The following is a 24,923-nucleotide window of genomic DNA, read 5'->3' on the forward strand; positions in this document are numbered from 1 at the left end:
AACCGGTAATTCAAATTATTTTTAAACTTTTTTCTAAAACCCAACTTAATCAATTCAACCAAGTCATTGTTTTATCAGAAGTTTTAATCTTCATCACCGCCGATGGATGTGCATTCTACAGCATTTCTGATCCAACGCAACACCCTTTTCCATTTATTTTTAATTTTTCATTACGTTTGTTTATTTATTCTACTAAATTGAGTTTTTTTACTATTTTTTGAGCATAAAAGGGACAATATTTCCATATTTGTCCGTTAATTTATCTTTTTCATTCTTTTCTTGCCATTTTAAAGCTCGACAATCTACATATTCACAGTAACCACCCTCCCCACACTCGATTTCGTCGTTAATTTTAATTTGATAGTTAAAGCTTCCTGCATAACCTGCGCCGAGTCCAAATTTAAAATCCCCACGGCTCTGCGCTTGTACATGTATTTTCATTTTGTCATTTTGGTAAATCCATTCAAATTCACGTGGCAAATACATTTTTTGCAAATTGGGGGTTTTAACCACAGGATAAACGCGCATGACTTTAAAGAACACGCCTTGGTCTGCCATGAACACTTGCTGCTGATTTAAATCTCTTAGATATAAACGCGAACTCAAAATATTGTTATAACGATCTCGCGTTTGCATAAAGATGATTTGACGCTGTCGGCTGAGGTTGATGACCTGATGGGTATAAAACGCTAATGGTAAATATGGAAACTTGCGTATTTGTGCATAAGACAAAACCGCCAACTGATTTACATCATACATCTGGCCCTGAAATTTGATTTGCCCTTCACATTGGCACATCACCGACCAATATTCAGCAAGACCTAATCTCAACTTAATTAAACACGAAGAAATATCGGTAGTTTGCACGGACAAATCTAAACTGAGTTCAGTATCTTCTCGATGGATTTGAAATACCGCTCCATTCCAACCAATCTGCTCTTTATCTCTAAATTTAAAGACGGTATCACTCAGACTACAGTCGTCTTTGATGGAATATGATTGTAATTGCCCAACCATATGACCACTCACACTGGTCATTACTGTGGCCGTATTGAGTTCGTCTTGTTGAATGGACGCAGGATTTTGAAAAGCGGGAATCTGAGGCTGCCCGAGCCAACTCATAAAGTTAAGATAATGTAAGGGCGCAGGAAGATTCGGTAGACAAAGTCCATAATGGACTGAAGGATATGGCGTATTCGGCGCATGTAAATTTATTTTTTTATGTTGTAAATCTGGAGCTTGATTCAGTCTTCTTGATTGATCCAAGAAATCTTGAAATATCTGCATATCAAGCTCCTTTTCATTTTTTATTTCATGCTTTAACTCATGCTTCTGCCTTTTTTGCCATTAAGGTTGTGACAAAGCCAGACAATGCATAAATTACTGAAATAATTAAAATACCCATTGGAATATTATACGTTACAGCAGCTAAAACAAAGACTATGATTGGTAACACCGCAAATGGAACACGGCGACGATCCACCGTTTTAAATGAATAGTATTTTACATTTGAGATCATCAATAGACCCACTGCAATAATCACTACCGCATTAAAAATCTGAATACCTGTTTCGCGTAAGTCGAAGACCGCAGGGATGTCCATGCCTACCCATACCAATGAAATAATCATAACGGCTGCGAGTGGACTTGCAACACCAATAAAGTAACGTTTATCGACGACCCCAATTTGTACGTTAAAACGTGCCAAACGGAAGGCTGCACATGCGGTGTAAACAAAACATGCTGCCAGGCCAATACGGCCTAAGTCATTTAGACTCCAGCTATACATTAAAATGGCAGGTGCAACACCAAATGCTAGCAAGTCTGATAAGGAGTCAAACTGCTCACCAAATGGACTTTGTGCGCCGATAGCACGTGCGACACGTCCATCCAAACCATCAAATAATGCTGCAAGAAAAATAGCATAAATGGCTTGTTGAAATTCACCATTCATACTGGCAATTATTGAATAAAAGCCGGATAACAACGCTGCGGTTGTAATCAAGTTTGGCCACAGATAGATCCCACGACGTTTCACTTTATGCCCTTCATGGGTGTGCTCCTCTTCTTCAACTTCAAATGTAATGCCATCAAATGCATTTTCATCCTTTGAAGAAATTTCCCGCTCAGGTTTATTTGTATTTGTCATTGTTCTATCCTAACTGTGACCTTTCTTTTTCAAGTTTAAAATTATTCGCCAACTAACCAACGTACGGCTGCATGACCACCATTTTCATTCATACGAAGATGTGGGAACAACCATTGTAATGCTTCGTCCGCATCTTCAGAGAATTTCCAAGGTGGATTAATCACCAATAAACCACAACCATTTAGACCAACTGGAGTATCATCTGGCCATACGCAAATTTCGCAAACCAACTGACGACGAATGCCGGTTTTGTACATTTTCTTTTCAAAACGTTCAATCATCGCGCGGTCTTTAATTGGATACCATACCGCAAAAACACCTGTCGGCCATTTTTTATAAGCAGCCACCAACAATTCTACAAGCTGTGGAAAATCTTTACGTTCTAATTCGTAAGGCGGGTCAATCATCACCAAACCACGTTTTTCTTTTGGTGGAATTACACCCAGTAAACCTTCGTAAGCATCACGCTCATGCAAGCCTGCACGTTTATCAAAAATATTGTGGCGCAATTGTTGGAATACATCACGCTGCATTTCAAAAATCGTGGCTTTATCAGTTTCACGCATGCCTTCGAGCGCAAACCATGGAGAGCCTGGATAAGCACCTTTACCAAAGTTTTCACGCATTTTTTCAACAACTTTTAAATATTGTTGAACACCTTCAGGCGCATTACGCTTAATCGAATCATCGAGCTTAACTAAACGATGAATACCATTTAAAAACTCACCTGATTTCTGTGCTTCAGAGGTCGAAAGATCATATTTACCCGCACCACCATGTGTATCTACATAGCGATAAGGTTTATCTTTTGCATTCAGTCGACTTAATAACTGAAGCAGCAAAACGTGCTTCATCACGTCGGCAAAGTTGCCTGCATGGAAATGGTGACGGTAATTCATGTTTCTTTAATTCCTGATATCAACGGACATTTTAGCATGAAAAATAGTTTCATTCCGATGCTATTCTTGCTCTAGAATACGTCACCTTTTTTTCCACAACTTTATGGATCGTATATGGAAACAGCCTTTCTCCCAAAGTCTTGGCCGGTTGATCAAATCCTCGATGATTTAGATCAACACGGGTTTAGCATTATTGATGACGCTTATCCTGCTGAATATATACATGCACTTGTTGAAGAATGTATGTCAAATTTAAATAAATTTCGAGATGCAGCCGTACAAAATGGGGTCATCAGTAAAATTAGAAGTGATCATATTTTATGGATTAACGACACATTAGATGTCGCACAAGAACACGTTCAAGCCTTAGAACATTTATCAGAACAATTTAATCGCGCATTTTTTTCTGGCATTCACGAAGTCGAAGCACATTTTGCCTGTTATAACGCAGGTGAATTTTATGCCCTGCACAAAGATAATCCTCAAGGCAAAAATGGACGTGTCATTTCAGCGGTTTATTATTTACATGAACAATGGCAAGCCGATTGGGGCGGTGAATTGCGCTTACAAGATAAGAATGATGTTTGGCATATTTTAGAACCTAAACCGAATCGCATTGCTTTATTCCAAAGTGACCTGTTACACGAGGTACTCGAAGCCAAACATCAACGTTTATCGATTACGGCTTGGCTGCGTAATGACAACACGATGTGGTAATTCAAGATTCATCCTTTAAATCCCTTAAATTATCCTCATATATGAGTCATTCATAGATGAGGATGTACCCGATGCGTCAAAACAGTCAACAAATCATTCAGCGTATTGGCGAAACTGATCAATTATTCCTACAAGGCAACAGCCCTGAACTTGCCCTTGAGCGTGCTGACTTACGTCTGCAATTGGTTGGCTTAAGCAAGAATCATCAAGAACAAGTGTATTTTCTGCAAGAAGCCATTGTTCTACTTGAGCAAAGCCGGATTGAATTTGAAGAAATGCCGATTGAGCTATACATCGATTTATCTGTGCATTTAGCCAAAGCCTATATGGTGTTTTTTGAAATCACCCAAGAACAGCGCTATGCCCTGATTACCCAGCAGATTATGAAACCGATGTCCAAAGCTGAACATGGCGACATCTACTTTTATTTGGCCTATGCCTCTGCGGTAAAACAGGAACCTGCGTTAACCCGCCACTGGTTAAATAAATACTGCAAATCTCCAGAATTCAAACTGACCACTTTACTTGAGCATCCTGCATTTAATCCTTATCGCCAAGAAGATTGGTTTGCAGAATTACGCCAAAGCAAACTGCACTAAATAAAAAAAACACCTCAGAAGAGGTGTTTTTTTATTTGTAGAGAAATGAAATCTATGCTGGCTGCAGCTTATATGCATCCATATGCAACTGTTGATTCAGCTCATCAATCCAAATAGCCCAATCATCATCTTGTACTAAATGACTGATTAGAAAATCACGCTGCGCTTTATTCCAAAACGGCGCATCATGTAAATTTTCACTTGCAGCAAGCTGATGCGTACGCACATATAACTCGATCGCAGCTGGACTGCTGGCTAACCCCAATTGAGAAAACAATAAAGCTAAGGATGGTTTATTTTGATTGAGCATCTCGCCCTCCTTATCAACTAATCTGTCATTTATTATTTAATTAACTTATATGATGGAGATAAAAAAACCTAGCGTTAAAACTAGGTTTGTTGTTTCAAATTGTATTTAGATTTTGCATGATCCGGAAAGCTTATGTTCTGTATGCAATTGTTCATTTAAAATATCGACGACCATGGCCCAGTCATCATCTTTTTTCCAATGACTGATAATGAAGTCGCGCTGTGACTTCGTCCAAAATGGCGCTTCATGCAGTGGAACATCCATGGTGATTTGATGCGTTTCGATAAATTGATCGATGCCTTCCGGACTTGCATCTAACCCCAATTGTTCAAAAAATAGTTCCAACGTTGGTTGTTGATCAAACATTGCCGTTCTCCTCAAGCCAATAACATTTTTCCCATCTTTATAGTTATCTGTTTATTTGACTTTGTCAGTTGCAACAGCATCTCAACGTGTTATTTTTTGTTCAAAACTTAAGCGTGGCATTTTTCGCAGGCCATAAAAAAAGCACCCCAAATGGAGTGCTTTTTTATAATTTAATTTAAAAAATTAAATTATTTAACCATGTCAGCAACTGCTGCACGTTCTTCTTCAAGCTCGTTTAGAGTGAAGTTGATACGTTCACGGCTGAATTCGTCGATTTCAAGACCTTGAACGATTTTGTATTCGCCGTTTTCACAAGTTACAGGGAAACCGAACATTACGCCTTCAGGAATACCATAAGAACCGTCAGAAGGAATACCCATAGTTACCCATTTGCCGTTTGTGCCAAGAGCCCAATCGCGCATATGGTCGATTGCAGCGTTTGCAGCAGAAGCAGCAGAAGAAAGACCACGCGCTTCGATGATCGCAGCACCACGTTTACCGACAGTTGGAAGGAATACGTCTTTGTTCCAAGCAGCATCGTTGATTTTGTCTTTTAAGCTTTCGCCGTTTACATTTGCAAAACGGTAGTCAGCATACATTGTCGGAGAGTGGTTACCCCAAACTGTCATGTTTTCGATGTCAGAAACTGCAACACCCGCTTTTTGAGCAAGTTGAGTTAACGCACGGTTGTGGTCAAGACGTAACATTGCTGTGAAGTTTTTCGCTGGAAGATCTGGAGCAGATTTCATTGCAATGTAAGCGTTAGTGTTTGCAGGGTTACCTACAACAAGAACTTTAACGTCACGGCTAGCAACTTCGTTAAGTGCTTGGCCTTGACCGATGAAGATTTCACCGTTTACTTTAAGAAGGTCAGCACGTTCCATACCAGGACCACGTGGACGTGAACCTACAAGAAGAGCGTAGTCAGCATCTTTGAATGCAACTTTAGGATCATCAGTACCGATCATACCTTCTAAAAGAGGGAATGCGCAGTCATCAAGTTCCATCATTACGCCTTTAAGCGCTTGTTGAGCTTTCTCAACTGGAATTTCTAATAATTGAAGGATAACTGGTTGGTCTTTACCCAACATTTCACCGCTTGCGATACGGAATAATAAGCTATAACCGATTTGACCAGCTGCGCCAGTAACGGCAACACGAACTGCTTGCTTCATGTAATTATCTCCAATTGAGGAAGGTCATAATGATTAAATAGCTGTTCTATCTAATCTTAATAATCATAAACGGCAAAGATTGTACTCCAATCTTTTGACGCTTGCATGTAAAAGAGAATGCTTTTCAACAAAAGTATGATAGGAAATATAAATAAAATGCCGAAAAAAGCTTAGAAAGAACCTTTAATTATGAAAGTTGCAGGACAATTTCCGACGATAGTCGTAGGGCAACTTTTGTACTGACCATTGTTTTTATAGCAGATTTTAATCTCAGTCAGTAGGCTACCACCACGGGTTTGCATACAGTTAAATTCAATACTTTGTGATACCAATCCGCTGTTCATACGCAACATTTTATTACGCAAGACATTGGCTTGAATGGACTGGGTTTCTTGGCTAGTCAATTCATCTGGAATTTTTAGCTTATCTGCATGATTAATAATGGTTCTGAAATACTGGCTGGCATTCATTGGGACACAGCCGCCGGTAGTGTGCCAAAGCGCCACGCGAGCATTTTCATCAGGCATAATCCGTGCAACCACTTTCGCTTGCAACGGAGAAAGTTTAGCTGAACTATTGGTCGTGCAATCACGTGTAGAGGTTTCTGGATATAGACCCGTGATATTGAGTGAATACCCTTCTAAACATTTACGTTTTTTACTTTTTAATGGGTCATAGGCGCAAACAGCAGGCACCATTTGCACATCCATCACATACCCTTTTACAACCGGTGCAGCCGAAAGCATAGACATACCAAAGCCTGCACCACTGCCGATGAGCAGTGATGTCAGTATTCGATAAGCAGGTCTAATGTCCATGTTCGGCATTCATTATTTACCCATATTGCACCTAAAAGCAGGCGCATCTTGCTTTAAGGTTTATTGCGCATTCCGTAATGGAATCATTTGCATTCGTTTTTCAATCGATTGGGGTCCCTGACCCAATAAAAGGCCGTAATGGGTTGCATTGGTCATCACATGTTTTACATAGTCTCGAGTTTCCATTAATGGAATCGATTCCGTATATTGGTCCGCTGCAATCGCTTGATACTCAGGCTGCCAGCGTCGAGCACGATTTGGACCCGCATTGTAACCTGCGGTCGCTAATACTGGACTATTACTCAATTGACGTTGAATCATCGATAAATAGAAAGTGCCATAACGGATATTGGTATTCATATCCGTTAATGCAGCGGGGTTATAACTCTCCCCCATCTGACGAGCCACCAATTTTGCTGTGTCTGGCATAATTTGCATTAAACCACCAGCACCGACATGTGAACGTGCGCTAGTAACAAACCGACTTTCTTGACGCATCAAGCCATAAGCCCATGCAGGGTCAATGCCGGCATTACGACTATGACTCACCACATAATTTTGATGCGGCATAGCATAACGTAAAGCATAATTATGCTGTTTAGTGGTTCGATCTGCTGCATAAATCGCCCGATCATACCACCCCATATCGGTTGCACGTTTAGCTGCGGCAAGAATCATGCCATCATCATGCTTTAAGTAGGCTTGACGCACTGCCCAGTTCCATTCACGGTTAATATAGCTGTCAGATGCATTAATATTGCGCAATGCAAAGGCACGACGGAAGTGAATATCCTGACTGAGACGCTGCGCATCTTGTGACGAAGGCTGCACATTTGACGGAATATTGTTATAAGACTGACCAATTTTGTCACGTGCTAACAAATTATGGTAATCATCGCCAACGGCAAGCTTGCGATAAATTTCTTTTGCCGCACGTTTAGATGAGGCATCTCCACGTTGTTCAGATGCTCGTGCTAACCAATATTGCCAACGATCTTCCTGCTTTTGCGAAACGCTCATCGCATCAATTGCACGAATGACACTTTCCCATGCGCCAAAACGAATGGCTTGTCGCGCATAAATCTCGGCTTCTTCTGCACTAAAAGGCAGTCCATAACTCAAATCAAGATAATTTAGAACTTCACGGTTGAAATTATTTTTCATTACCGTTGTACCACCGATATACCCGACACTACGGTATAGGGCTTTTTGTACATCGGCTGGTGTGCCTTCTGCTGCACGTTTCACCGAAGAAATCGCGCCATTTAAGTCGCTATCGGCCAAGCGACCCATCGCATAAATCAGGTATACATGATCTTCAGCTGTGGCTTTGGGTGCAGACCATAAATAATTCAGTGGATTGGCTTGAATGGTGTTGAGTTGTGACAAATTAATATTTACGCCAATGGTTTGCGCAGTCGCAATCGCTTGTCCTGACTGACCCGCTCTTAACTGTCCCCACATCCGTTGATGGCGGTCATCTTGAGTCATTAAAGGACTCGACAGCATCATACGGCCCAAGCCCGTACACGAGTCAGGTTGTGAGTTTGTGGTCAACCATACATCTTTAAATTCTGCGTAGACCAGAGGGTCGCCCGACTTTGCGCGGACTTGAGCCATGGCACATGTTTCAGCACGGTCAGCATTAGTCACATATTGCAAGACAGGCTGTGCTGTAGCGAAATCAGCTTGTTTGACTTTTTCTTCAACATAATCTGCAGCTAATTTTTCTGCCATTGCCGAATTTGGATAGCGCTGTGCAAAATTAATAATGGCACTTGCTGGCTGTGAAGCCAAATTGTTATTCAGTAACCAATATTCTGGATAATAGCCCAAAACGTCATTTTGCATGGATGATTGGTATTGTTGTAATAAACTAATATTGCCTGCATTCGCAGCACGTAAAGCATCGTTAAACTGCTCATCTGCGGCTTGGGCAAACGCAGAAATTCCGGAGAGCCCGACACTCAAAGCAAGTAATTTAGCGTAATTTTTCTGTTTAAAATTATGTTTTAACATCCACTTGCCTTCTTTCATGTCATTCTGCTCAGTTACAGCACATCGAACTTTGTTTAGGAATTAGTTTAATAATTCTAAACTCTGCATTGTGTTCTGTTATGTAACCTTATGATTAGCCAATATTAATTTTCAAACATTTTTACTTCATAAATCAATATGGCAGAGTTGTAATTTTAGGCTGTAAGTTTCTAGTGAATTACTGCTAAAATATTGCCCATTCTTAAAATCCCCTTTTTGACCTCCGCAGCTGCACAATTCAATTGATTGAATTGTCTGTCAGCCACGTCTGGTTATTGATTTTCATAAAATTCCTTTAGGAGCCTACATGACGGTTCAAACCTTCATCCCCAATAGTGCCCAAGCTGCCCCAGATAACACTGTTACCCAGCCACAGCACACCCAAGCTCAAGATGGAGCAGTGAAAAAACTGTACATCGAAACGCAAGGGTGTCAGATGAATGAGTATGACAGTCAACGTATGGGCGACCTTTTAGGTGACTCTCACGGTTATGTGCTAACGAACGATCCTAAAGAAGCCGATATTCTCCTGATGAATACCTGTTCTATTCGTGAAAAAGCACAAGAAAAAGTATTTTCAGAGTTAGGTCGCTGGCGCAAACTGAAAGAAAAAAATCCAGACTTGGTGATTGGTGTTGGTGGTTGTGTTGCTTCTCAGGAAGGTGACAACATTCAAAAACGTGCACCGTATGTTGATATGGTCTTTGGTCCACAAACCTTGCACCGTCTACCGCAAATGTTGGATCAGCATACTGAACAAGTGGTCAAACCGAAAAAAGAAAAAATTCAGTTGGTGGATATTTCATTCCCTGATATTGAAAAATTCGACTTTTTACCTGAACCGCGTGTAGAAGGGTTTAAAGCCTTTGTTTCTATCATGGAAGGCTGTTCTAAATACTGTTCATTCTGCGTAGTTCCTTATACTCGTGGTGAAGAAGTTTCTCGCCCACTCGATGACGTATTGGCTGAAATTGCCACTTTAGCTGAAAAAGGCGTACGTGAAATTTCATTACTCGGCCAAAACGTGAATGGCTATCGTGGTGAAACTTTTGAAGGTGAAATCTGTACCTTTGCAGACTTATTACGTTTAGTCGCTGAAATTCCGGGGATTGGTCGTATTCGTTACACCACATCGCATCCGCTTGAATTTAATGATGACTTGATTCAGTGCTATCGTGACTTACCGCAAATGGTTTCTCACTTGCATCTACCAGTTCAAAGTGGTTCAAACGACGTGCTACAAGCCATGAAGCGTAACCACACGATTGATGTTTATATCGATAAAATTGCCAAATTACGTCAAGTTCGCCCTGATATGCATTTATCTAGCGACTTTATTATTGGCTTCCCAGGTGAAACTAACGAGAACTTCGAAGAAACTTATCAATTTATCCAAGATATGGACTTCGATCATTCATACAGTTTCATCTACTCAAAACGTCCGGGTACACCTGCGTCAGAGCTTGAAGACACCACCCCTGAAGATGTGAAAAAAGAACGTCTTGCCAAAGTTCAACAATGGATTAAACAATCCAGTATTGATAAAACTGATGCCATGCTAGGCACCATTCAACGTGTCTTGGTTGAGTCTGTTTCAGACAAAGATCCGAACTTGCTGATTGGTACTGCAGACAATACGCGTTTGGTCAGCTTCATTGGTGATCCTGCATGGGTTGGGCGTTTTGCAGAGATCGAAGTGACCGATATTAAAACTTTGAAGTTTGTTTACGGTGAACTCTTGAATCTTGAGCCTGACGTGGCGTAATGTAAGCTTAATCGTCAGACCAATTTAAAGGAATTCTCTTGACTGCAGCGATTCGACGTACTGTAACTTTTGCTGGTATTCCACTTGACCGTTTACAAAGCATGCTCGGTGCCTATAACGGTCATCTCAAACAAATTGAACAACGTTTAGATGTCAAAATTTCTCATCGCGCAGATGCTTTTTTTGTCGATGGGGAAATCGATGCGGTTGAGAGAGCCGAAAGTCTCCTTCACCGTCTTTATGAAGAGTCCGAAACCAATCCTCAGATTAGTGCGGACATCTTACACATGATGATTCAAGGCAGTCAGACCGACCGCGAAATTCAGGAAGATTTTTCTGAAAATGAGCACACCGGTTTAGATAATGTTTATCTACAAACCCGTAAAGGTCGGATCAACCCACGTGGTGCCAATCAAAAACGCTACGTGCAACGTATTTTACAAAGTGATATTTCTTTCGGTATTGGCCCAGCGGGTACAGGTAAAACCTATCTCGCGGTCGCCGCTGCAGTAGATATGCTAGAACGCAACGAAATTCAACGCATTTTATTGGTTCGCCCTGCGGTTGAAGCCGGTGAAAAACTGGGTTTTTTACCCGGTGATTTGAGCCAAAAAATTGACCCTTACTTACGGCCGCTATACGACGCTTTGTATGAAATGCTCGGTTTTGAAAAAGTCGCAAAACTGATTGAACGTCAAGTGATTGAAGTGGCTCCTCTGGCCTACATGCGTGGTCGTACCTTAAATCATTCTTTTGTGATTTTAGATGAAGCACAGAACACCACCCCAGAACAAATGAAAATGTTCCTCACCCGTTTAGGTTTTGGTTCTCGTGCGGTAATCACGGGCGACATTACACAGGTCGATTTACCTCGTGGTCAACAATCCGGTTTGGCACATGCCTTACGTGTGATTGAAAAAATCAAAGAAATTCATATTACTCGCTTCCACTCTCGTGACGTGGTACGTCATCAATTGGTTCAAAAAATTGTTGAAGCTTATGAGGGATGGGACAGCGAACAACATCGCCTCACGGCTGAACAACGTGCAGAACGTAAAGCACGTCAGGAAGCCTTGGTCGCGGACAATGATGCTAAAGCTGATGGGCAGCATCAAGACGAAAACATTTAAGGATTCATTTTGAAACTTAATCTCTCCTTGCAGCAAAATTTTCAGTCACCTGAATTGGTGGTAAAACGTGGGCATATCAAAAAAGTTGTGGAAACAGCTTTACGTCATATCGATACACAAAGTGATTGTGAGATCGGTATTGCATGTGTGGACAATGATGAAAGCCACAAATTGAACTTGGAATATCGTGGTAAAGACAAACCGACTAATGTGTTGTCTTTTCCGAGCGATCTCCCCGATGAAATGGCTGCAGTTTTAGACTCATTTCCGATTGGTGACTTGGTGATTTGTATTCCTGTGGTTCTTCGTGAAGCACAAGAACAAAGCAAAGCACCCCTGACCCACTTTACGCATATGCTGGTACACGGTACGTTGCACCTCATGGGTTACGACCATGAAACCTCTGATGAAGATGCTGAAGAAATGGAAGCTTTGGAGATCGAGATTTTAGCCAAATTGGGGTTTGATAACCCTTATCTGGAAAGAGATTAAGAACCAAAAAAGCGAGCTCCGGCTCGCTTTTTTTATCGTCATAAAAAACAAGGAAGGAAAAATATGCAATATGTCGTGATTTTTAAAGCACGCATTCGTACGCTTGATGAGCTGTATTTTTCGACTGCACAGCAGCTTAGAGACAAAGCCTTGACACACTTTAACTGTCAACATTTTGAAGCGCTGACAGAGGGTGAGCATGAAATCGCCCTTTCCTACTGGAATACGTTAGAAGACATTCGAGCTTGGCAACAAGATGCACAACATCTGGTCGCGCAACAATTGGGGAAAAACCAATGGTATGCGAGTTTTAGCGTCGAAATCTGCGAAGTTTTGCGACGCTATCACAACTGATTAACGCACCTCAAACTCTGCTTCTGCAGGATCAAAGCGCCAAGTACGCACAATACGAAGTTCTGAGATTTCTTTCATTTTGGCATCAAACAAACCAAAAGGTGCCGCCTTACGCACAGAGGTTTTTGCAGCTTCATCCAATAAACTTGAACCTGAACTTTCGATCAAACGAATGGCACGAATCCCGCCATTACTGTTCAAAATAACCATTAAACGTACTTCACCGCGTAGCTGTTGCTGTTTTGCCGCTTCAGGATAATAACGGTTGCCATAAAACTCGACTTTTTCGCGGAATTTTTCCATATAGGCCGCAGAAACATCTTGCTTGGCTTGAATACCATCAATGGTTTTAATTTTTTGCTGACGGCTAAAGTTTTGCTGACGTTGTAAATATTGGGCTTCGATACTCGCCACCATCGCAGCCTTGGCCTGAAACTGACTATTCAACTCCTCAACGGCTTTTTTGCGACTGTTTTCTTCAGCTTGTTTTTGCCAACTCAAGGCTGTCATCAACACTTTGTCTTCAAAGCTCAGCTCTTTCTTTTGTTGCAGTTGTTCTAAAGCTTCGCTTTTTTGCTCCCCGGCTTTTTGTTCGATCATCGGTGCAGGCATGTCACTCGACATACGATGTGACTCACGGAATGTCCCTGAGCCCTGCTGATCGGCTTGTGCTAAAAAGTCTGCATGTTCAATTTTTTCCGTCGTAGAACGTAAAGAAACTGCAATTTCTTTGGTGTTATAATCCGCCTCTTGGGGCATGGAAAATTGCATGGTTAAAAAAGCCAAATGCAACACAGCAGCAAACGCCAATGCAGTTGCAAATATGGGATCTTTCCACCACTCTTTCATCAAGGGCATGAACGTTATTTTTTTCAGCATCACATTAAACCGACTATTTGCCGCATTCCCCAAACTGCTTAAAACAGTATAAAATAAAACTCGTATTCATTTTTTGATGAAAACGAGAAATCCATCAACACATAGATAATGCACAATTAAAATCATGAAAATGGTGCAATTTATTTTGCTAAACTGCAAGATCAAAACCTTGTGTTTTTATAGAAATCGACAAGATAAACATCGTCAAAAAACATAATTTGTCAGGATGCACTTCTTATGCAAACGCTAGTTTCCAATATCGCTAAACGTATACGCCAAGTGTACCAAAAAGCTGAAGGATTTATTGAAGATGAGCGTGAATTCCCAATGTCTCAAGTGTTTTTAAATGCGACATTTCAGCGCTTTGTCACCGATAATGTGAAAATGCTCAAAGACTTGCATGCTGACCTGCATGATGACTGGCTTCGACTGTATGCCACATTGGATTATAACGGGCTGATCATAACACTCTCTGTTGATTTAAAACTGGTACAGATGGAACTCAACAAACAAACCCAATTGATCGTATTTGAACAAATTAGTGATACACAAGTGATTGAAGCAAAGTATCCAAATGTTCTGTATAAGATGGGCGTGCGCATGGCGTTATGGTTCTATCAAAAAGTACTCAACCAAGATCCATTGGGTATGATTTTGGAAAAGCTCAATGTGATCAAAGTTAAAGATGATTTACTGTATTTAGACCTGAATCGCTGGCTCGGTAAAAGTCGATCGATTATCGACACACTGGGCAAAGTCCATGTCAACCATGCTGTTTTACGTGAGGCCGAATTGGTGGTGATTGGTAATGTTAATTTAACCGCATTGTTCACCAAAATGTCGCAAGAACGGATGGAAGACTGGGATGATTCAAATTTAAAAGACGATGAAGTCACGCCAATTAAGCAAAAGGAAAGCTAGACTTATCCTGTACTTAGATATCTTGAGCCTATAAAACGCTACACAACATATACATTAGGCACGGATTTGCGACGAGATTCTCCACAATCCAGCCGCATAATAAATATATCAGGTGGTTTAGCCCACCACACTTCTATTGAATAGGAAAACCATACTTATGGCACATTCAGTTTTGAAAAATTTAGGTCTTGTTGCTGGGGTATCGACTACACTGCTTTTGACTGGTTTCTCAAGTCAGTCATTTGCCATGAGTCCATTCCAAGCAAGCTACCAGTTTAATTACAACGGCAAAAACTTGGGTTCTGCAACACGTACCCTAAAACAATCTGGGAATAACTGGACGTATGTTTTCGCAGCAAAAGCTGGTGCGATGGCCTCTGCAACTGAAACCAGTCGTTTTAGTTTAAATGGCAGCCAAATTCACTCGAACAGCTTTAGCCGCAGCAGCAAAATTTTGGTGTACAACAACACCATGAATATTAATTTTAATGCTGGCGCAAAAACCATTAATACCAAAAAAGATGATAAAGCGCGTTCATTTGCGTGGAAATCAGGTGTGTTAGATGAACTCAATGCTGAATTGCAAATTCGTGAAGATTTAAAAAATGGTGGTTTGAAATCGAATTACTACATTGCCGATGCCAAAGAGGTTGAAGCTCGTAAGTTCGTGAAACAAGGCACTGAAAAAGTGAAAACCACTTATGGAACTTTTGACACCGTGAAAGTCGTGATGCGTCATGATAAACCAGGCCGTCAAACGACTTTCTGGTTAGCACCAAAACTAGATTACCTACCTGTCAAAGTTTCCCACCAAGACAATAAAACCTCTTACGGTTTATTGTTAACGGGCTATAAAGGTGCAACAAATTAATTGATTTGATCAATTTCGCTTGCATTTTTCACGGTGCTTTTTAAAATACGCTTTTGCTTTAAAAAGCACCTGCCCCTCGAGGATTCTCCCGTGCACGCTCTGGAACAGAAAATCTTAGCTGAAGGTATCGTTCTCTCTGAAGAAGTTCTGAAAGTCGATTCTTTCCTGAACCACCAAATTGACCCTGTGATGATGCAGCAAATTGGTCAAGAATTTGCCCGTCTTTTTAAAGATGCTAGCATCACAAAAATCATTACGATTGAAGCATCAGGTATTGCACCTGCAGTAATGGCTGGTCTTGAACTTGGTGTTCCTGTGATTTTTGCACGTAAATATCAATCTTTAACCTTAAAAGATGATTTGTATCGCTCAAAAGTGTTTTCTTTTACGAAACAAACTGAAAGCACTATCGCGATTTCTAAAAAGCACATCAATGCTGAAGATAAAGTTTTAGTGATTGATGACTTCTTGGCCAATGGTCAAGCGGCTTTAGGTCTTGCAGATCTTATTCATCAAGCAAGTGCTGAAGTATTGGGTATCGGTATCGTGATTGAAAAATCATTCCAACCTGGTCGTGATATTTTGCTTGAAAAAGGCTATCGCGTTGAATCATTGGCACGTGTGAAATCACTGGCGAATGGTACAGTTGAATTTGTTCGTGACTAAGTTTGCGTTCAAAAGAAAAAAAGAACACATCAGGTGTTCTTTTTTTTGCTAAAAACTTACGATTAAGGTGACGTAGAGCGTACTTTTTAACGCCTTGGTTACAAGCAGACAAAACATCTGTGCGCAAAACTCGATAAAATTCAGGAAAATCGTTGCATTTGATCAAATGGGTCAACTACTCATCTGTCAAATTACATTATGCTGCACCATAAATTCGGCCACTTTATTTTTTAAGGCTACGGAAAGTTATGAATACAGAAGATCAAAACATGGAACCGACAGTTAAATGTCCAAGATGTGGATCAACCCATATTGAAAAGCGTAACCATGAACAAAACTTACAAAAAATTGGTGGGGTTTTACTCAGTGGTGCAGGAACTGCTGCAGGGACTGTCGGTGGTGCGGCATCTGGCGCATCTATTGGTGCTGCGATTGGTGGTGTGACTGCAGGCCCACTTGGCGTGATTATGGGCGGAACCATCGGTACTTTTGTTGGTGCAATTAGCGTCGGCATTACAGGCGGTTTTCTAGGACACCGTTTTGGTAAAAAAGCCGGCGTGATCGTCGATCAAAATATTTTTCTCGACTACCAATGTTTAGACTGCAAACAGCGCTTTGAAGTTGAGCAACAGCCTGAAGACGCTGCAAAGACTTCGGATCAAGACTAAATTGGATATAAAAAAAGAGCGCATCAGCGCTCTTTTTTTATAGGTTATTGTTTTTCTAATATGTATTTCTAGTCTATTGAAATGCTATTCGAAAACCATGGCGAATCAATTATTTTGAAGCATCAGTTAAAGATTTTGATTCTGCTTTGACTTGATCTTGTTTCGCCAAAAATTCTTTTTCTTCAGCTTTTTTCTCTTGCGGGAAATCCATACTGTATAAACTGGCATTGCCGTACACAAGGAAGATGCAGCCAATACGGAACACAGGAAAGTCATTAGAAAATTAACAATAGACATCACACCCCCTAAAGAAGAAATTTAAATACAAATCATGTAATCAAAAAATAAAAATAACGCGCCCAACGAGACAGCAATATTCGACTCAAGGCCATCACTGAGCAGGCTGTATTTAAAAAATTTCAATATATTGTTGATATTATTTATTTTTAATATTTCAGGAATAGTTCGACAGATTTATTTTTATATTTTGGGCGGTATACAACGTCATAAATAAAAAGACGTCACACGTAAATAAAGCAAGAAAAGTGCAATATTTAAACCTTTTCTTGCCCGTTCGCTACAAAGTTAGCGCAACTTCCTAGAGCAAGTAAGTATCAAATCAACTTTTTGACGACTTCGCCTAGGCGTTTACCCAGCTCTTCACACAAGTTACGCTCATCTTGACTCAATGACTGATCATGGCGTGGACCACTGACATGGCTTGCACCATAAGGTGTACCACCCGTTTTGGTATTCGATAATGCAGGATGGGCATTAGTTAAACCCATAACCATCATTCCGTGATGAAACAAAGGCGGCAGCATGGTCAGCAAAGTACTTTCCTGTCCCCCATGCATTGAACCTGAACTGGTAAACACACAGGCAGGTTTGCCATGTAATGCGCCATTGAGCCAAAGCGCTGTGGTTTGATCCCAGAAATATTTCATTTCCGACGCCATATTACCAAAACGTGTTGGCGAACCAAGGGCTAAACCTGAGCAATGCGCTAAGTCATCTAAGCTACAGTAAATATCGCCTTCGGCAGGAATACTGGGCTGCACGTCAGTCACCACAGTAGATAAATTTGGAACGGTTCGTATTTTTACTGCCATTCCAGACGCTTCAATTCCATTGGCAATTAAATGTGCCATCTCACGTGTTGAACCATATTTGCTGTAATACAACACCAGTACATAAGCTTGCGTCATTTTTATAAATTCAATGAAAAAAGAAAACTATACGGTATTTTTCCTATTTTTTGGTTAAGCTAAGTGATGAAAATTGCATAAACATGACTAAAATAACTCGAGACTTGAACGAATGATCGAAGCATTTTTAAAAAAACTTCCCTTTTACGACAAGAAATGGTTTCAGTTTGTTTTATTTGTCATTCGACGTTTTGAAGCCGATCGCTGCCGTGAACAAGCAGGATCATTAACCTATACCACCTTGTTTGCAGTGGTACCCATGTTGACCGTATTCTTGGTCATCATCTCCTCAATTAAAGCTTTAGAACCTGCTCGTCAACAGCTTCAACAATTGATTTATAGTAATTTCCTACCGAAAACGACAATTGCTTTTGATAAAGCACTGAATGCATTCACCGATAAATCCAGTAACCTGACTGTTATTGGTGTACTGTTTTTATTCATTACCACAGTTATGATGCTGACCAGCATTGAGACAGTATTTAACCGAATTTGGCGGGTGCGTGAGACACGTGGCGGCATTATTGGCTTTATGCGCTATTGGACTATTATCTCATTAGGCCCAATCTTATTGGGTAGCGCATTTGTTGTGTCATCTACCTTGGCCTCTATGAATGTCCTCAGCAATAATTTTGCCGGCTATGAACTGGATGGGGCTTTTCTGCTGCGGATCTTGTCTTTTTCATTGACCATTTTAGGTTTTTTCATTCTGTATTGGACGATTCCCAACCGCAGTGTGCCGATTAAGGCGGCGCTGATCGCGGGTGTCTTTAGTGCCGTGGTATTTGAATTACTCAAAAACCTCTTTGGTTTTGTCATGTCAAATTTCACCAGTTATCAAATCGTTTACGGTGCTTTTGCTGCAGTGCCAATTTTCCTGCTTTGGATATTCCTTTCATGGAATATCGTACTGATTGGGGTAGAAATTAGTTATGCACTGACAGCTTTCAATTCGGGCAACGACCAAAAACGTCATCCTGTTATTATGTTGATGGATTTGCTTGAATTATTTTATAAAAAGCAAAAACTCGGTCAGAGCGTGACAGAAAAAGAAGCGCTTGAGGTTTTAGGGCGTGATGAAATCGGCCGCCTGCCAAGCTATATTTTATTGTTTGAAGAGCAACACCTGATTAAACGTACAGATGATGATCATTATGTTTTAGTTCGTAATTTAACCCAAGTGGACTTTTGGAGTTTTTACAGTAAGCTGCCCTATCCGCTCCCTAAACGGCAAGATTTAGGTCGCGTCGATCCAGATGATGTTTGGATGGAAAAAATTGGGCCGCAACTGGTCGAATCGGATGATTATCTCGCGGCCAAACTCTCGATACCGCTTGCGACTATTTTTGAAGAAAAATAACCGTATAAATTAAAAGGGAGAACTGCAGTTCTCCCTTTTAATTTATACATGATATTAGATCGCTGTGCACTGATGTCCCATCAATTTAGACAACCACCGATGCAAGGTTACCGTCATCACTCCAACCATTACTAAGGCCGTTCCCAAAATAAAGTTCAGTTCAATCGTTTCGTTTAAGATCAATACGCCAAAGACCAGTCCAAAGATTGGGGTAAGGAATGAAAAAACGCCCAGACCATTGGCCAGATATTTACTTAACAGCCAAAACCAAAGCATCAGGCTAAAAAATGAAATAATGAGCACATGAAAAATCATACTGCTGATGGACAACACCGTCCAATGTACAGTCATTTGTCCTGTCAGCCACGCCACGGGTAATAAAAATACACAACCACCAACCAACTGATAAAACAAGGTCTGAGTCGGAGGTGCATCAGAGAGTTTGGTGAGTCTTAATGAAATGGTGGTCAAGGCCCACATCACCCCAGCAAGTAATGCCATCGCATCACCCAACAGGGCTTGAGTGTTGACTGTAGTACTACTTTCACGTCCCATAAACGACAGTACTATTCCTGAAAAGGCAATAAAAATACCGACCCATTGGATCGCTGTGAGTTTTTCTTCAGGCAACTTCCAATGTAAACCTAATGCCACAAAAATCGGTGCGGTATAGAGCAAGACAACGGTATGTGATGCAGAGGTATAGCGCAGGGATTCTGCCACTAAAATAAATTCGGCTGAAAATAAAAACGCCAACCAAATACCCGGCAGCGAGTATTCGCGTGTATATAAATGTGTTCCCGGCTTGAGACGAATCAGTGGAAAGACCAACAGCGCAGCCAAACCCGATCGAATGGCAATTTGCATGATCGGCGCAATATCAACCGCGGCCAATTTCAAAATGACCTGCTGAATCCCTAAAATCATGCACAAAATAATCATCAGGCCAGAAGCTTTTGCATCTAGCGCCTTACGCTGTTCCACACTATTTACTCGACAATACGATAAGCAACACTATAGAACTGTCAGAAATAAAATATATACTTCAAAATAGACAAGTGATCTTCTTATTCAGGCAAAATTTCTCATGCGTCATAAAGCTCGTGCAGATCATACGCAGTTGCAACAACTTCCCACCAACGATGAAATTCAAGCAGCACTGTGGATCAGTTTTCGTGACGATCCTGCACTGTCTGTTTATCCCGTTCATGGACATGCTTGGGGCGAGTTTGTCTATGCCTTTAATGGCGTAATGGAAGTGAACATCAACCAGATAGACTATATTACCCCACCACCTTATGGCATTTGGCTTCCCCCACACTTAGAACATAGTGGTTTAAATCGTACTGCAGTTTCACATGGCACCTTATATGTACATGAATCTCTATGCACCCACTTGCCGAAACAACCGGGGATTTTACTCAGCTCACCTTTAGTTACAGCGATATTCAGCCATTTGCGTCTGTTGCATCAACAAGCCGATCTCATGGAAAATACGGCCGAGTATCAACGCTTACTCCATGTGATCTTAGATCAACTGCATCAAGCCAAACTGGTCAGTAGTTATTTACCGCATTCGGATCACCCTGCCCTCAAACAGCTGCTTGATTATTTACATCAACATCCTGCAGATCAGAGCGCGCTTGAGCAATTGGCAAAGCGGATAAATATGACGGAACGTACTCTGGCGCGTTATTGTCAAAAAGAACTTGGGATGTCCCTGCATGAATGGCGACAACGTCTCAAAGTCATGAAAGCCATGTCCATGCTCAACGCAGGCCAAACCGTCGAAAATATTGCCTTAGAACTTGGCTATGCCAATGCCTCAGCGTTTATAAATATGTTTAAAAAATGGATGCTTTGCACCCCAGATCAGTTTAGGAAATCCGTTTTAAAGCCCTAAATGTGTTTAAATTTAGCTATAAGTGTCTCTATAAAGTGATTCAACAATCCGTTAAGATCAAAAAATCTACGAAAATGATAATAATTCCATTTCAAATGAATAAAAAAACCATTTTAGCGCTGTGTTTATCTGCCGTATTTTTAACGGCTTGTAGTTCCAAAGAACAGCGTGAATTTAAATCTGCACTCAAAACCGCTCAAAGTGGTGATGCGACTGCGCAAATGAAAGTGGGTGATTTATACCTCAGTGGAACGGGCACAGAACAAAATATCGAACAAAGTGTACATTGGTACAAAGCTGCTGCGGATCAAGGCACTACGGACGCATTCGCATGGTTGATGACCCAAGCTTATCAAGGCAACCCGCATGCAGATCAAGTGATTCGAAAGATGCAGCAAGATGGCAATATTTTCCTTGCACACTGGGTGCTAGACCTTGCAAAAAAGACTCATGATCCTGCTGCTGAATATACCGTTGGTTGGATGTACGACACTGGAAAAGGCTTAATTCAAGATAAGCACCAAGCGCAAATTTGGTATGAAAAAGCTGCCAAACAAAAGAATGTCGAAGCAATCAAAGTCTTGGGAAATCAACATTATTTTTCTGAACATCCTTCGTCTACACCCGACAAAGCAGCTGAATATTTAAGCTATGCCGCAGAACAAGGGCAAGATGCTGACGCGGCGATGAAAATGGCACATTATTATCATTATGATATTCGAGATGGTGAAAAAGCGCGACAATGGTATGCCAAAGCAGGTGCATTGGGAGACACTGACTCACAGCATATGGCCGAGACCTATGAAGCATGGAAAGATACTGGTCCTTTACAACCGAATGAGCCACCGCCATCAAGCAGTACCGAATAGATCAATCAAAAAAGGCTGCATTAAGCAGCCTTTTTTGTATTTTTTTCACAGATTATTTGACAAAAGTTGTCCAAACAAAATCCTGATTTTTGCCTTTCAGGGTCATTTTCAACTGCTCACCTGACTGTAGTGCCGCGACACCCGCAGGCGTACCCGTCATGACCACATCACCCGCTTCAAGACTAAACACTTGGCTAATATCTGCCAACAAAGTACCCACATCAAAAATCAGCAATGCAGTATCACCGTTCTGGCGCAGTTCATCATTGACATGCAAGGTGTAATGCACATCTTTCCAATCTTGAACCACCTCTTGAACATCGACCCAATCCGCAAGGATGCAAGAACCATCATAAGCTTTGGCACGCTCCCAAGGCTGACCTTTTTTCTTTAAGTCATCTTGTAGATCACGCAAGGTCAGGTCTAGCCCCAAAGTCACAGCTCCGACTGCTTCTAAGGCTTTGCGTGGATCAGTTTCAGCCGATAAAGGACGATCAACACGTAAACTTAATTCGCATTCATAGTGGCAACCGCCCCATGCAGGATTCCATGAGATGCCTTGCTCTAATGCGGTTAATGCACTTGGCGGCTTCATAAAAAGTACAGGACGGTCAGGAATTGCATTGCCTAATTCTTTGGCATGATCTGCATAACTACGACCGACGCAAACAATTTTAGATGGACGTGACTGCATACTACTCCCTCTTTTGTTATGAATAGATTGTCTTAGTGCTGAAAAGTATTGCTAAAAGTCGCTTGGTCCGCAGTATTTTTAAATGCACTTTTCGGCACAATAATCACGGTTTTATTTTTCAGCTCAAGCATATAGGTCAATTTGCCTTCAGCAAAATTTGCCACTTCAGCATAATGAAAGACATTCTTACGCCCATTGGCATGAATTTCTGCATAGTCTTGAAATAAATCAATACCTTGTTCACTTTTGCCTAATTGGTATTTTACAAACTGGCGTTTAAACATCATCGGTAAAAACCAATAACGCATGATGCCTTGAAGAAGTAAAAAGAAAGCGCCCAGCCCAACATAGTAGGCACCAACTCCATCTACACCCAAGTAAAAACCCCAGATGATAATCCCAAGGCTAATAGCTGGCGTTAAAAAACGCGTAAATTGCTTTTTGCCAAAAGTAGCTAGTGCAAAACCATCCTGTGATTCTTCTAGATTTAAAAAATAGCGCAGCGATAATGCAGGTAGATTCTCAGACATAAGCGTATGAATATTTAAAAATGAATTGCGCTAAATACTACACCACAATTCAAACTTGCTTCATGCTTTTTAATGGTCGGTTGTAACACTTCACTACTTCCCTTCCACCTAGAAATACGTTAAAAACAGCAACAAATAAAAGATTGCATACGCAGGATGTGACATGCAGATAACAAAAATAATCATGATGCTAGCGTTTCTGAGTGGACTGAGCATATCGACCAGTTGGGCCAAATTCGTTCAATGGCAACCCCAGATTCCTAGTAGTTTGGACTTGTTTAATGGCAATGCCAAAGCCTTGGCAAATCTTGCCGGTGATCACATCGTGATTTTTGCACATCCTTCACAGCAGATTAGTCTGCCCACGATGAAAGCAGGTCAAAAAGTCGTTGGTAAATTTCAAAGTGCCGCCGTGGTTGTCCCAACCAACAGCAAAAATGTGTCCAGATTACTCAGTAATTATCCAAACTATGCTGGCTTATTTCCCACGCTAAAATCTGCTGAGGTTTTGCAACAGCAAGGTTCAACCAGCCAAGTTGAATACCGCATCCATATCCCGACACCTATTCCGGTTTTAAACTTTAAAGAAACCGTGGTGATGCAGCACCAAATTGATCACAACAGCATTAATAGTTTGGTTCTACAAGCACCGGTGCCCTTTGGTGCAGGGAAAATTGAATGGTTTGAGATCGATGCTCAACACACCTTGATTAGTGTGACCCAATGGGGCGATTTAAATCAGCCCAAAGGTTTTTTGTTTAGCAAAATATTAAATGCCTTACCCGATGCTAAATTAGGGATTCCTGCGGGAGCCAATGGTTTTTTACTCGAATCATTACAGCGTCGATTTAAAGCCTTTAGCAGCGAAACTCTCGCTGCAAATCAATTACCTGAACTCAAATTAAATGCCTCTCAACTCGACAAAGTCACCCAATTAAGTCAAAGCTCGAAAGAACCTGTGTCCTTTATTTTGACAGCGCAGCGCGTTCCCTTTGGGCAAAATTATGAATTGATGCGCTTTAGCACCAGTTTTCAATATTATGCACAAGAGCCTTCGAGCTTACAGCGTTGGATTAATGTGTCTTCGTTCAAGCACTTATTTCCAAGACAAGTCAAACATATGCAAGTACAGAAAATTAATCCACACCTGATGGATGCCGACTATAAAATTTCGGTGGGTTTAGGTGTGATCAATATTCCCTTTGATTTTAAAATGCGTTTTAACTATCCAGACTTACTGCAAAATCAATACACTGCGACAGGTGGGGACTTAAAGTTTGTCCGAGGTGCAATGCATATTCGCCCCTTACAACAAGGGTCGTTATTACAATTGACCAGTGCGGTGAAGATTGATGATAAAGCACCTTTTTTACTTCGTGCTATGCGCAGTATGCCGTATCACGACATGTTACCGGCTTTAGGGGGCAATACGGTCTTTGCACTCAAAGTTAAACAGAAGTTAAGTTAGAACCTTGATTGATGAGCTGAATTTATTGGTTTTAGCTATATTTCAGACACAAAAAAACCGCAACATATGCGGTTT

Annotated in this window: 28 protein-coding genes and 1 pseudogene; 15 read left to right on the top strand and 14 right to left on the bottom strand. The window is 41.1% G+C overall.

Annotation, left to right across the window (positions count from 1 at the left end):
- Positions 1-221: pseudogene (locus FTT76_RS17520) on the top strand (hypothetical protein); the annotation flags it as partial.
- Here the strand turns inward: FTT76_RS17520 and FTT76_RS07565 are convergent.
- From FTT76_RS07565 to FTT76_RS07575, 3 genes are read right to left on the bottom strand one after another with little or no spacing between them, the layout of a single operon-like run.
- Positions 211-1,287: a DUF6670 family protein gene (locus FTT76_RS07565; RefSeq protein WP_180190356.1), complete on the bottom strand. Its 1,077-nt coding sequence runs from the start codon at positions 1,285-1,287 to the stop codon at positions 211-213. The pseudogene FTT76_RS17520 and the gene FTT76_RS07565 overlap by 11 nt on opposite strands.
- Before the next feature lie 37 nt (positions 1,288-1,324).
- A complete protein-coding gene (pssA, locus tag FTT76_RS07570; protein WP_078189231.1) occupies positions 1,325-2,149 on the bottom strand; it encodes a CDP-diacylglycerol--serine O-phosphatidyltransferase in 825 nt (274 codons plus the stop codon).
- Between the two features lie 41 nt (positions 2,150-2,190).
- The gene (locus FTT76_RS07575) at positions 2,191-3,048 is read right to left on the bottom strand and encodes a 23S rRNA (adenine(2030)-N(6))-methyltransferase RlmJ (protein ID WP_078189232.1); all 858 of its coding nucleotides are present in this window, start codon (positions 3,046-3,048) and stop codon (positions 2,191-2,193) included.
- A 114-nt stretch (positions 3,049-3,162) separates the two neighbouring features.
- Between FTT76_RS07575 and FTT76_RS07580 the strand changes: the two genes are divergently transcribed.
- Entirely contained in the window at positions 3,163-3,765 is a 603-nt protein-coding gene (locus FTT76_RS07580; RefSeq protein ID WP_180190357.1) for a 2OG-Fe(II) oxygenase, read from the top strand.
- Between the two features lie 71 nt (positions 3,766-3,836).
- Positions 3,837-4,364 (top strand): hypothetical protein, encoded by a 528-nt coding sequence (locus FTT76_RS07585; protein ID WP_180190358.1) that lies wholly within the window; start codon positions 3,837-3,839, stop codon positions 4,362-4,364.
- Between the two features lie 52 nt (positions 4,365-4,416).
- Here the strand turns inward: FTT76_RS07585 and FTT76_RS07590 are convergent, their stop codons facing one another.
- From FTT76_RS07590 to FTT76_RS07610, 5 genes are all read right to left on the bottom strand, one after another.
- A complete protein-coding gene (locus FTT76_RS07590; RefSeq protein WP_078189234.1) occupies positions 4,417-4,674 on the bottom strand; it encodes a DUF2789 family protein in 258 nt (85 codons plus the stop codon).
- A 105-nt stretch (positions 4,675-4,779) separates the two neighbouring features.
- Positions 4,780-5,040, bottom strand: a complete 261-nt coding sequence (locus FTT76_RS07595) for a DUF2789 family protein (RefSeq protein ID WP_078189235.1) — start codon at positions 5,038-5,040, stop codon at positions 4,780-4,782.
- 188 nt (positions 5,041-5,228) lie between these two features.
- Positions 5,229-6,215: a malate dehydrogenase gene (locus tag FTT76_RS07600; RefSeq protein WP_180190359.1), complete on the bottom strand. Its 987-nt coding sequence runs from the start codon at positions 6,213-6,215 to the stop codon at positions 5,229-5,231.
- Positions 6,216-6,385: 170 nt separating this feature from the next.
- Complete coding sequence (locus FTT76_RS07605; RefSeq protein WP_257235059.1) at positions 6,386-6,967, bottom strand: ribonuclease I; 582 nt, start codon at positions 6,965-6,967, stop codon at positions 6,386-6,388.
- 126 nt (positions 6,968-7,093) lie between these two features.
- Positions 7,094-9,070 carry a lytic transglycosylase domain-containing protein gene (locus FTT76_RS07610; RefSeq protein ID WP_180190361.1) on the bottom strand — a complete coding sequence of 659 codons (1,977 nt, stop codon included), beginning with the start codon at positions 9,068-9,070 and terminating at the stop codon, positions 7,094-7,096.
- Between the two features lie 307 nt (positions 9,071-9,377).
- Here FTT76_RS07610 and miaB point away from each other — a divergent pair, with 307 nt between their 5' ends.
- The 4 genes from miaB to FTT76_RS07630 all read left to right on the top strand — a co-directional run bounded on the left by miaB (position 9,378) and on the right by FTT76_RS07630 (position 12,811).
- On the top strand, positions 9,378-10,835 hold the full coding sequence (miaB, locus tag FTT76_RS07615; protein ID WP_180190362.1) for a tRNA (N6-isopentenyl adenosine(37)-C2)-methylthiotransferase MiaB: 1,458 nt from the start codon (positions 9,378-9,380) through the stop codon (positions 10,833-10,835).
- Positions 10,836-10,873: 38 nt separating this feature from the next.
- A complete protein-coding gene (locus tag FTT76_RS07620; RefSeq protein WP_111885944.1) occupies positions 10,874-11,965 on the top strand; it encodes a PhoH family protein in 1,092 nt (363 codons plus the stop codon).
- Positions 11,966-11,974: 9 nt separating this feature from the next.
- A complete protein-coding gene (gene ybeY, locus FTT76_RS07625; protein ID WP_180112959.1) occupies positions 11,975-12,457 on the top strand; it encodes an rRNA maturation RNase YbeY in 483 nt (160 codons plus the stop codon).
- 63 nt (positions 12,458-12,520) lie between these two features.
- A complete protein-coding gene (locus tag FTT76_RS07630; RefSeq protein ID WP_078189242.1) occupies positions 12,521-12,811 on the top strand; it encodes an antibiotic biosynthesis monooxygenase in 291 nt (96 codons plus the stop codon).
- On the opposite strand, the gene FTT76_RS07635 is transcribed toward FTT76_RS07630, so the two are convergent.
- The gene (locus FTT76_RS07635) at positions 12,812-13,669 is read right to left on the bottom strand and encodes an energy transducer TonB (protein ID WP_218949732.1); all 858 of its coding nucleotides are present in this window, start codon (positions 13,667-13,669) and stop codon (positions 12,812-12,814) included.
- 258 nt (positions 13,670-13,927) lie between these two features.
- Here FTT76_RS07635 and FTT76_RS07640 point away from each other — a divergent pair, with 258 nt between their 5' ends.
- From FTT76_RS07640 to FTT76_RS07655, 4 genes are all read left to right on the top strand, one after another.
- The gene (locus FTT76_RS07640; protein WP_111885941.1) at positions 13,928-14,611 is read left to right on the top strand and encodes a hypothetical protein; all 684 of its coding nucleotides are present in this window, start codon (positions 13,928-13,930) and stop codon (positions 14,609-14,611) included.
- Positions 14,612-14,768: 157 nt separating this feature from the next.
- Positions 14,769-15,482 (top strand): DUF3108 domain-containing protein, encoded by a 714-nt coding sequence (locus FTT76_RS07645; protein WP_180190363.1) that lies wholly within the window; start codon positions 14,769-14,771, stop codon positions 15,480-15,482.
- 90 nt (positions 15,483-15,572) lie between these two features.
- Positions 15,573-16,148 (top strand): xanthine phosphoribosyltransferase, encoded by a 576-nt coding sequence (locus tag FTT76_RS07650; protein WP_180010539.1) that lies wholly within the window; start codon positions 15,573-15,575, stop codon positions 16,146-16,148.
- Positions 16,149-16,417: 269 nt separating this feature from the next.
- Complete coding sequence (locus tag FTT76_RS07655; protein ID WP_180026120.1) at positions 16,418-16,816, top strand: hypothetical protein; 399 nt, start codon at positions 16,418-16,420, stop codon at positions 16,814-16,816.
- 109 nt (positions 16,817-16,925) lie between these two features.
- On the opposite strand, the gene FTT76_RS07660 is transcribed toward FTT76_RS07655, so the two are convergent.
- Positions 16,926-17,081 (bottom strand): hypothetical protein, encoded by a 156-nt coding sequence (locus tag FTT76_RS07660; protein ID WP_180026042.1) that lies wholly within the window; start codon positions 17,079-17,081, stop codon positions 16,926-16,928.
- A 349-nt stretch (positions 17,082-17,430) separates the two neighbouring features.
- Positions 17,431-18,024, bottom strand: coding sequence for an NAD(P)H:quinone oxidoreductase (gene wrbA / locus FTT76_RS07665; protein ID WP_180026043.1), 594 nt, complete (start codon positions 18,022-18,024; stop codon positions 17,431-17,433).
- Positions 18,025-18,136: 112 nt separating this feature from the next.
- On the opposite strand from wrbA, the gene FTT76_RS07670 reads away from it, so the two are divergent.
- On the top strand, positions 18,137-19,384 hold the full coding sequence (locus FTT76_RS07670) for a YihY family inner membrane protein (RefSeq protein ID WP_180190364.1): 1,248 nt from the start codon (positions 18,137-18,139) through the stop codon (positions 19,382-19,384).
- 54 nt (positions 19,385-19,438) lie between these two features.
- On the opposite strand, the gene FTT76_RS07675 is transcribed toward FTT76_RS07670, so the two are convergent.
- Complete coding sequence (locus FTT76_RS07675) at positions 19,439-20,368, bottom strand: DMT family transporter (RefSeq protein WP_180190365.1); 930 nt, start codon at positions 20,366-20,368, stop codon at positions 19,439-19,441.
- 103 nt (positions 20,369-20,471) lie between these two features.
- Here FTT76_RS07675 and FTT76_RS07680 point away from each other — a divergent pair, with 103 nt between their 5' ends.
- Together FTT76_RS07680 and FTT76_RS07685 are read left to right on the top strand one after the other, a co-directional pair.
- Positions 20,472-21,287 carry a helix-turn-helix domain-containing protein gene (locus FTT76_RS07680; RefSeq protein ID WP_180049293.1) on the top strand — a complete coding sequence of 272 codons (816 nt, stop codon included), beginning with the start codon at positions 20,472-20,474 and terminating at the stop codon, positions 21,285-21,287.
- A 95-nt stretch (positions 21,288-21,382) separates the two neighbouring features.
- A complete protein-coding gene (locus FTT76_RS07685) occupies positions 21,383-22,156 on the top strand; it encodes a tetratricopeptide repeat protein (RefSeq protein ID WP_180049291.1) in 774 nt (257 codons plus the stop codon).
- Between the two features lie 52 nt (positions 22,157-22,208).
- On the opposite strand, the gene FTT76_RS07690 is transcribed toward FTT76_RS07685, so the two are convergent.
- Both FTT76_RS07690 and FTT76_RS07695 read right to left on the bottom strand, forming a co-directional pair.
- A complete protein-coding gene (locus tag FTT76_RS07690; RefSeq protein ID WP_180190366.1) occupies positions 22,209-22,850 on the bottom strand; it encodes a fumarylacetoacetate hydrolase family protein in 642 nt (213 codons plus the stop codon).
- A gap of 32 nt (positions 22,851-22,882) precedes the next feature.
- Positions 22,883-23,380, bottom strand: a complete 498-nt coding sequence (locus tag FTT76_RS07695) for a YcxB family protein (RefSeq protein ID WP_180024361.1) — start codon at positions 23,378-23,380, stop codon at positions 22,883-22,885.
- A 184-nt stretch (positions 23,381-23,564) separates the two neighbouring features.
- Between FTT76_RS07695 and FTT76_RS07700 the strand changes: the two genes are divergently transcribed.
- A complete protein-coding gene (locus tag FTT76_RS07700; RefSeq protein WP_257224258.1) occupies positions 23,565-24,848 on the top strand; it encodes an SRPBCC family protein in 1,284 nt (427 codons plus the stop codon).
- The last annotated feature ends 75 nt before the right edge of the window (positions 24,849-24,923 follow it).

It is taken from the genome of Acinetobacter sp. YH01009 (assembly GCF_013420765.1).
GTDB classification, from domain to species: Bacteria; Pseudomonadota; Gammaproteobacteria; order Pseudomonadales; family Moraxellaceae; genus Acinetobacter; species Acinetobacter amyesii.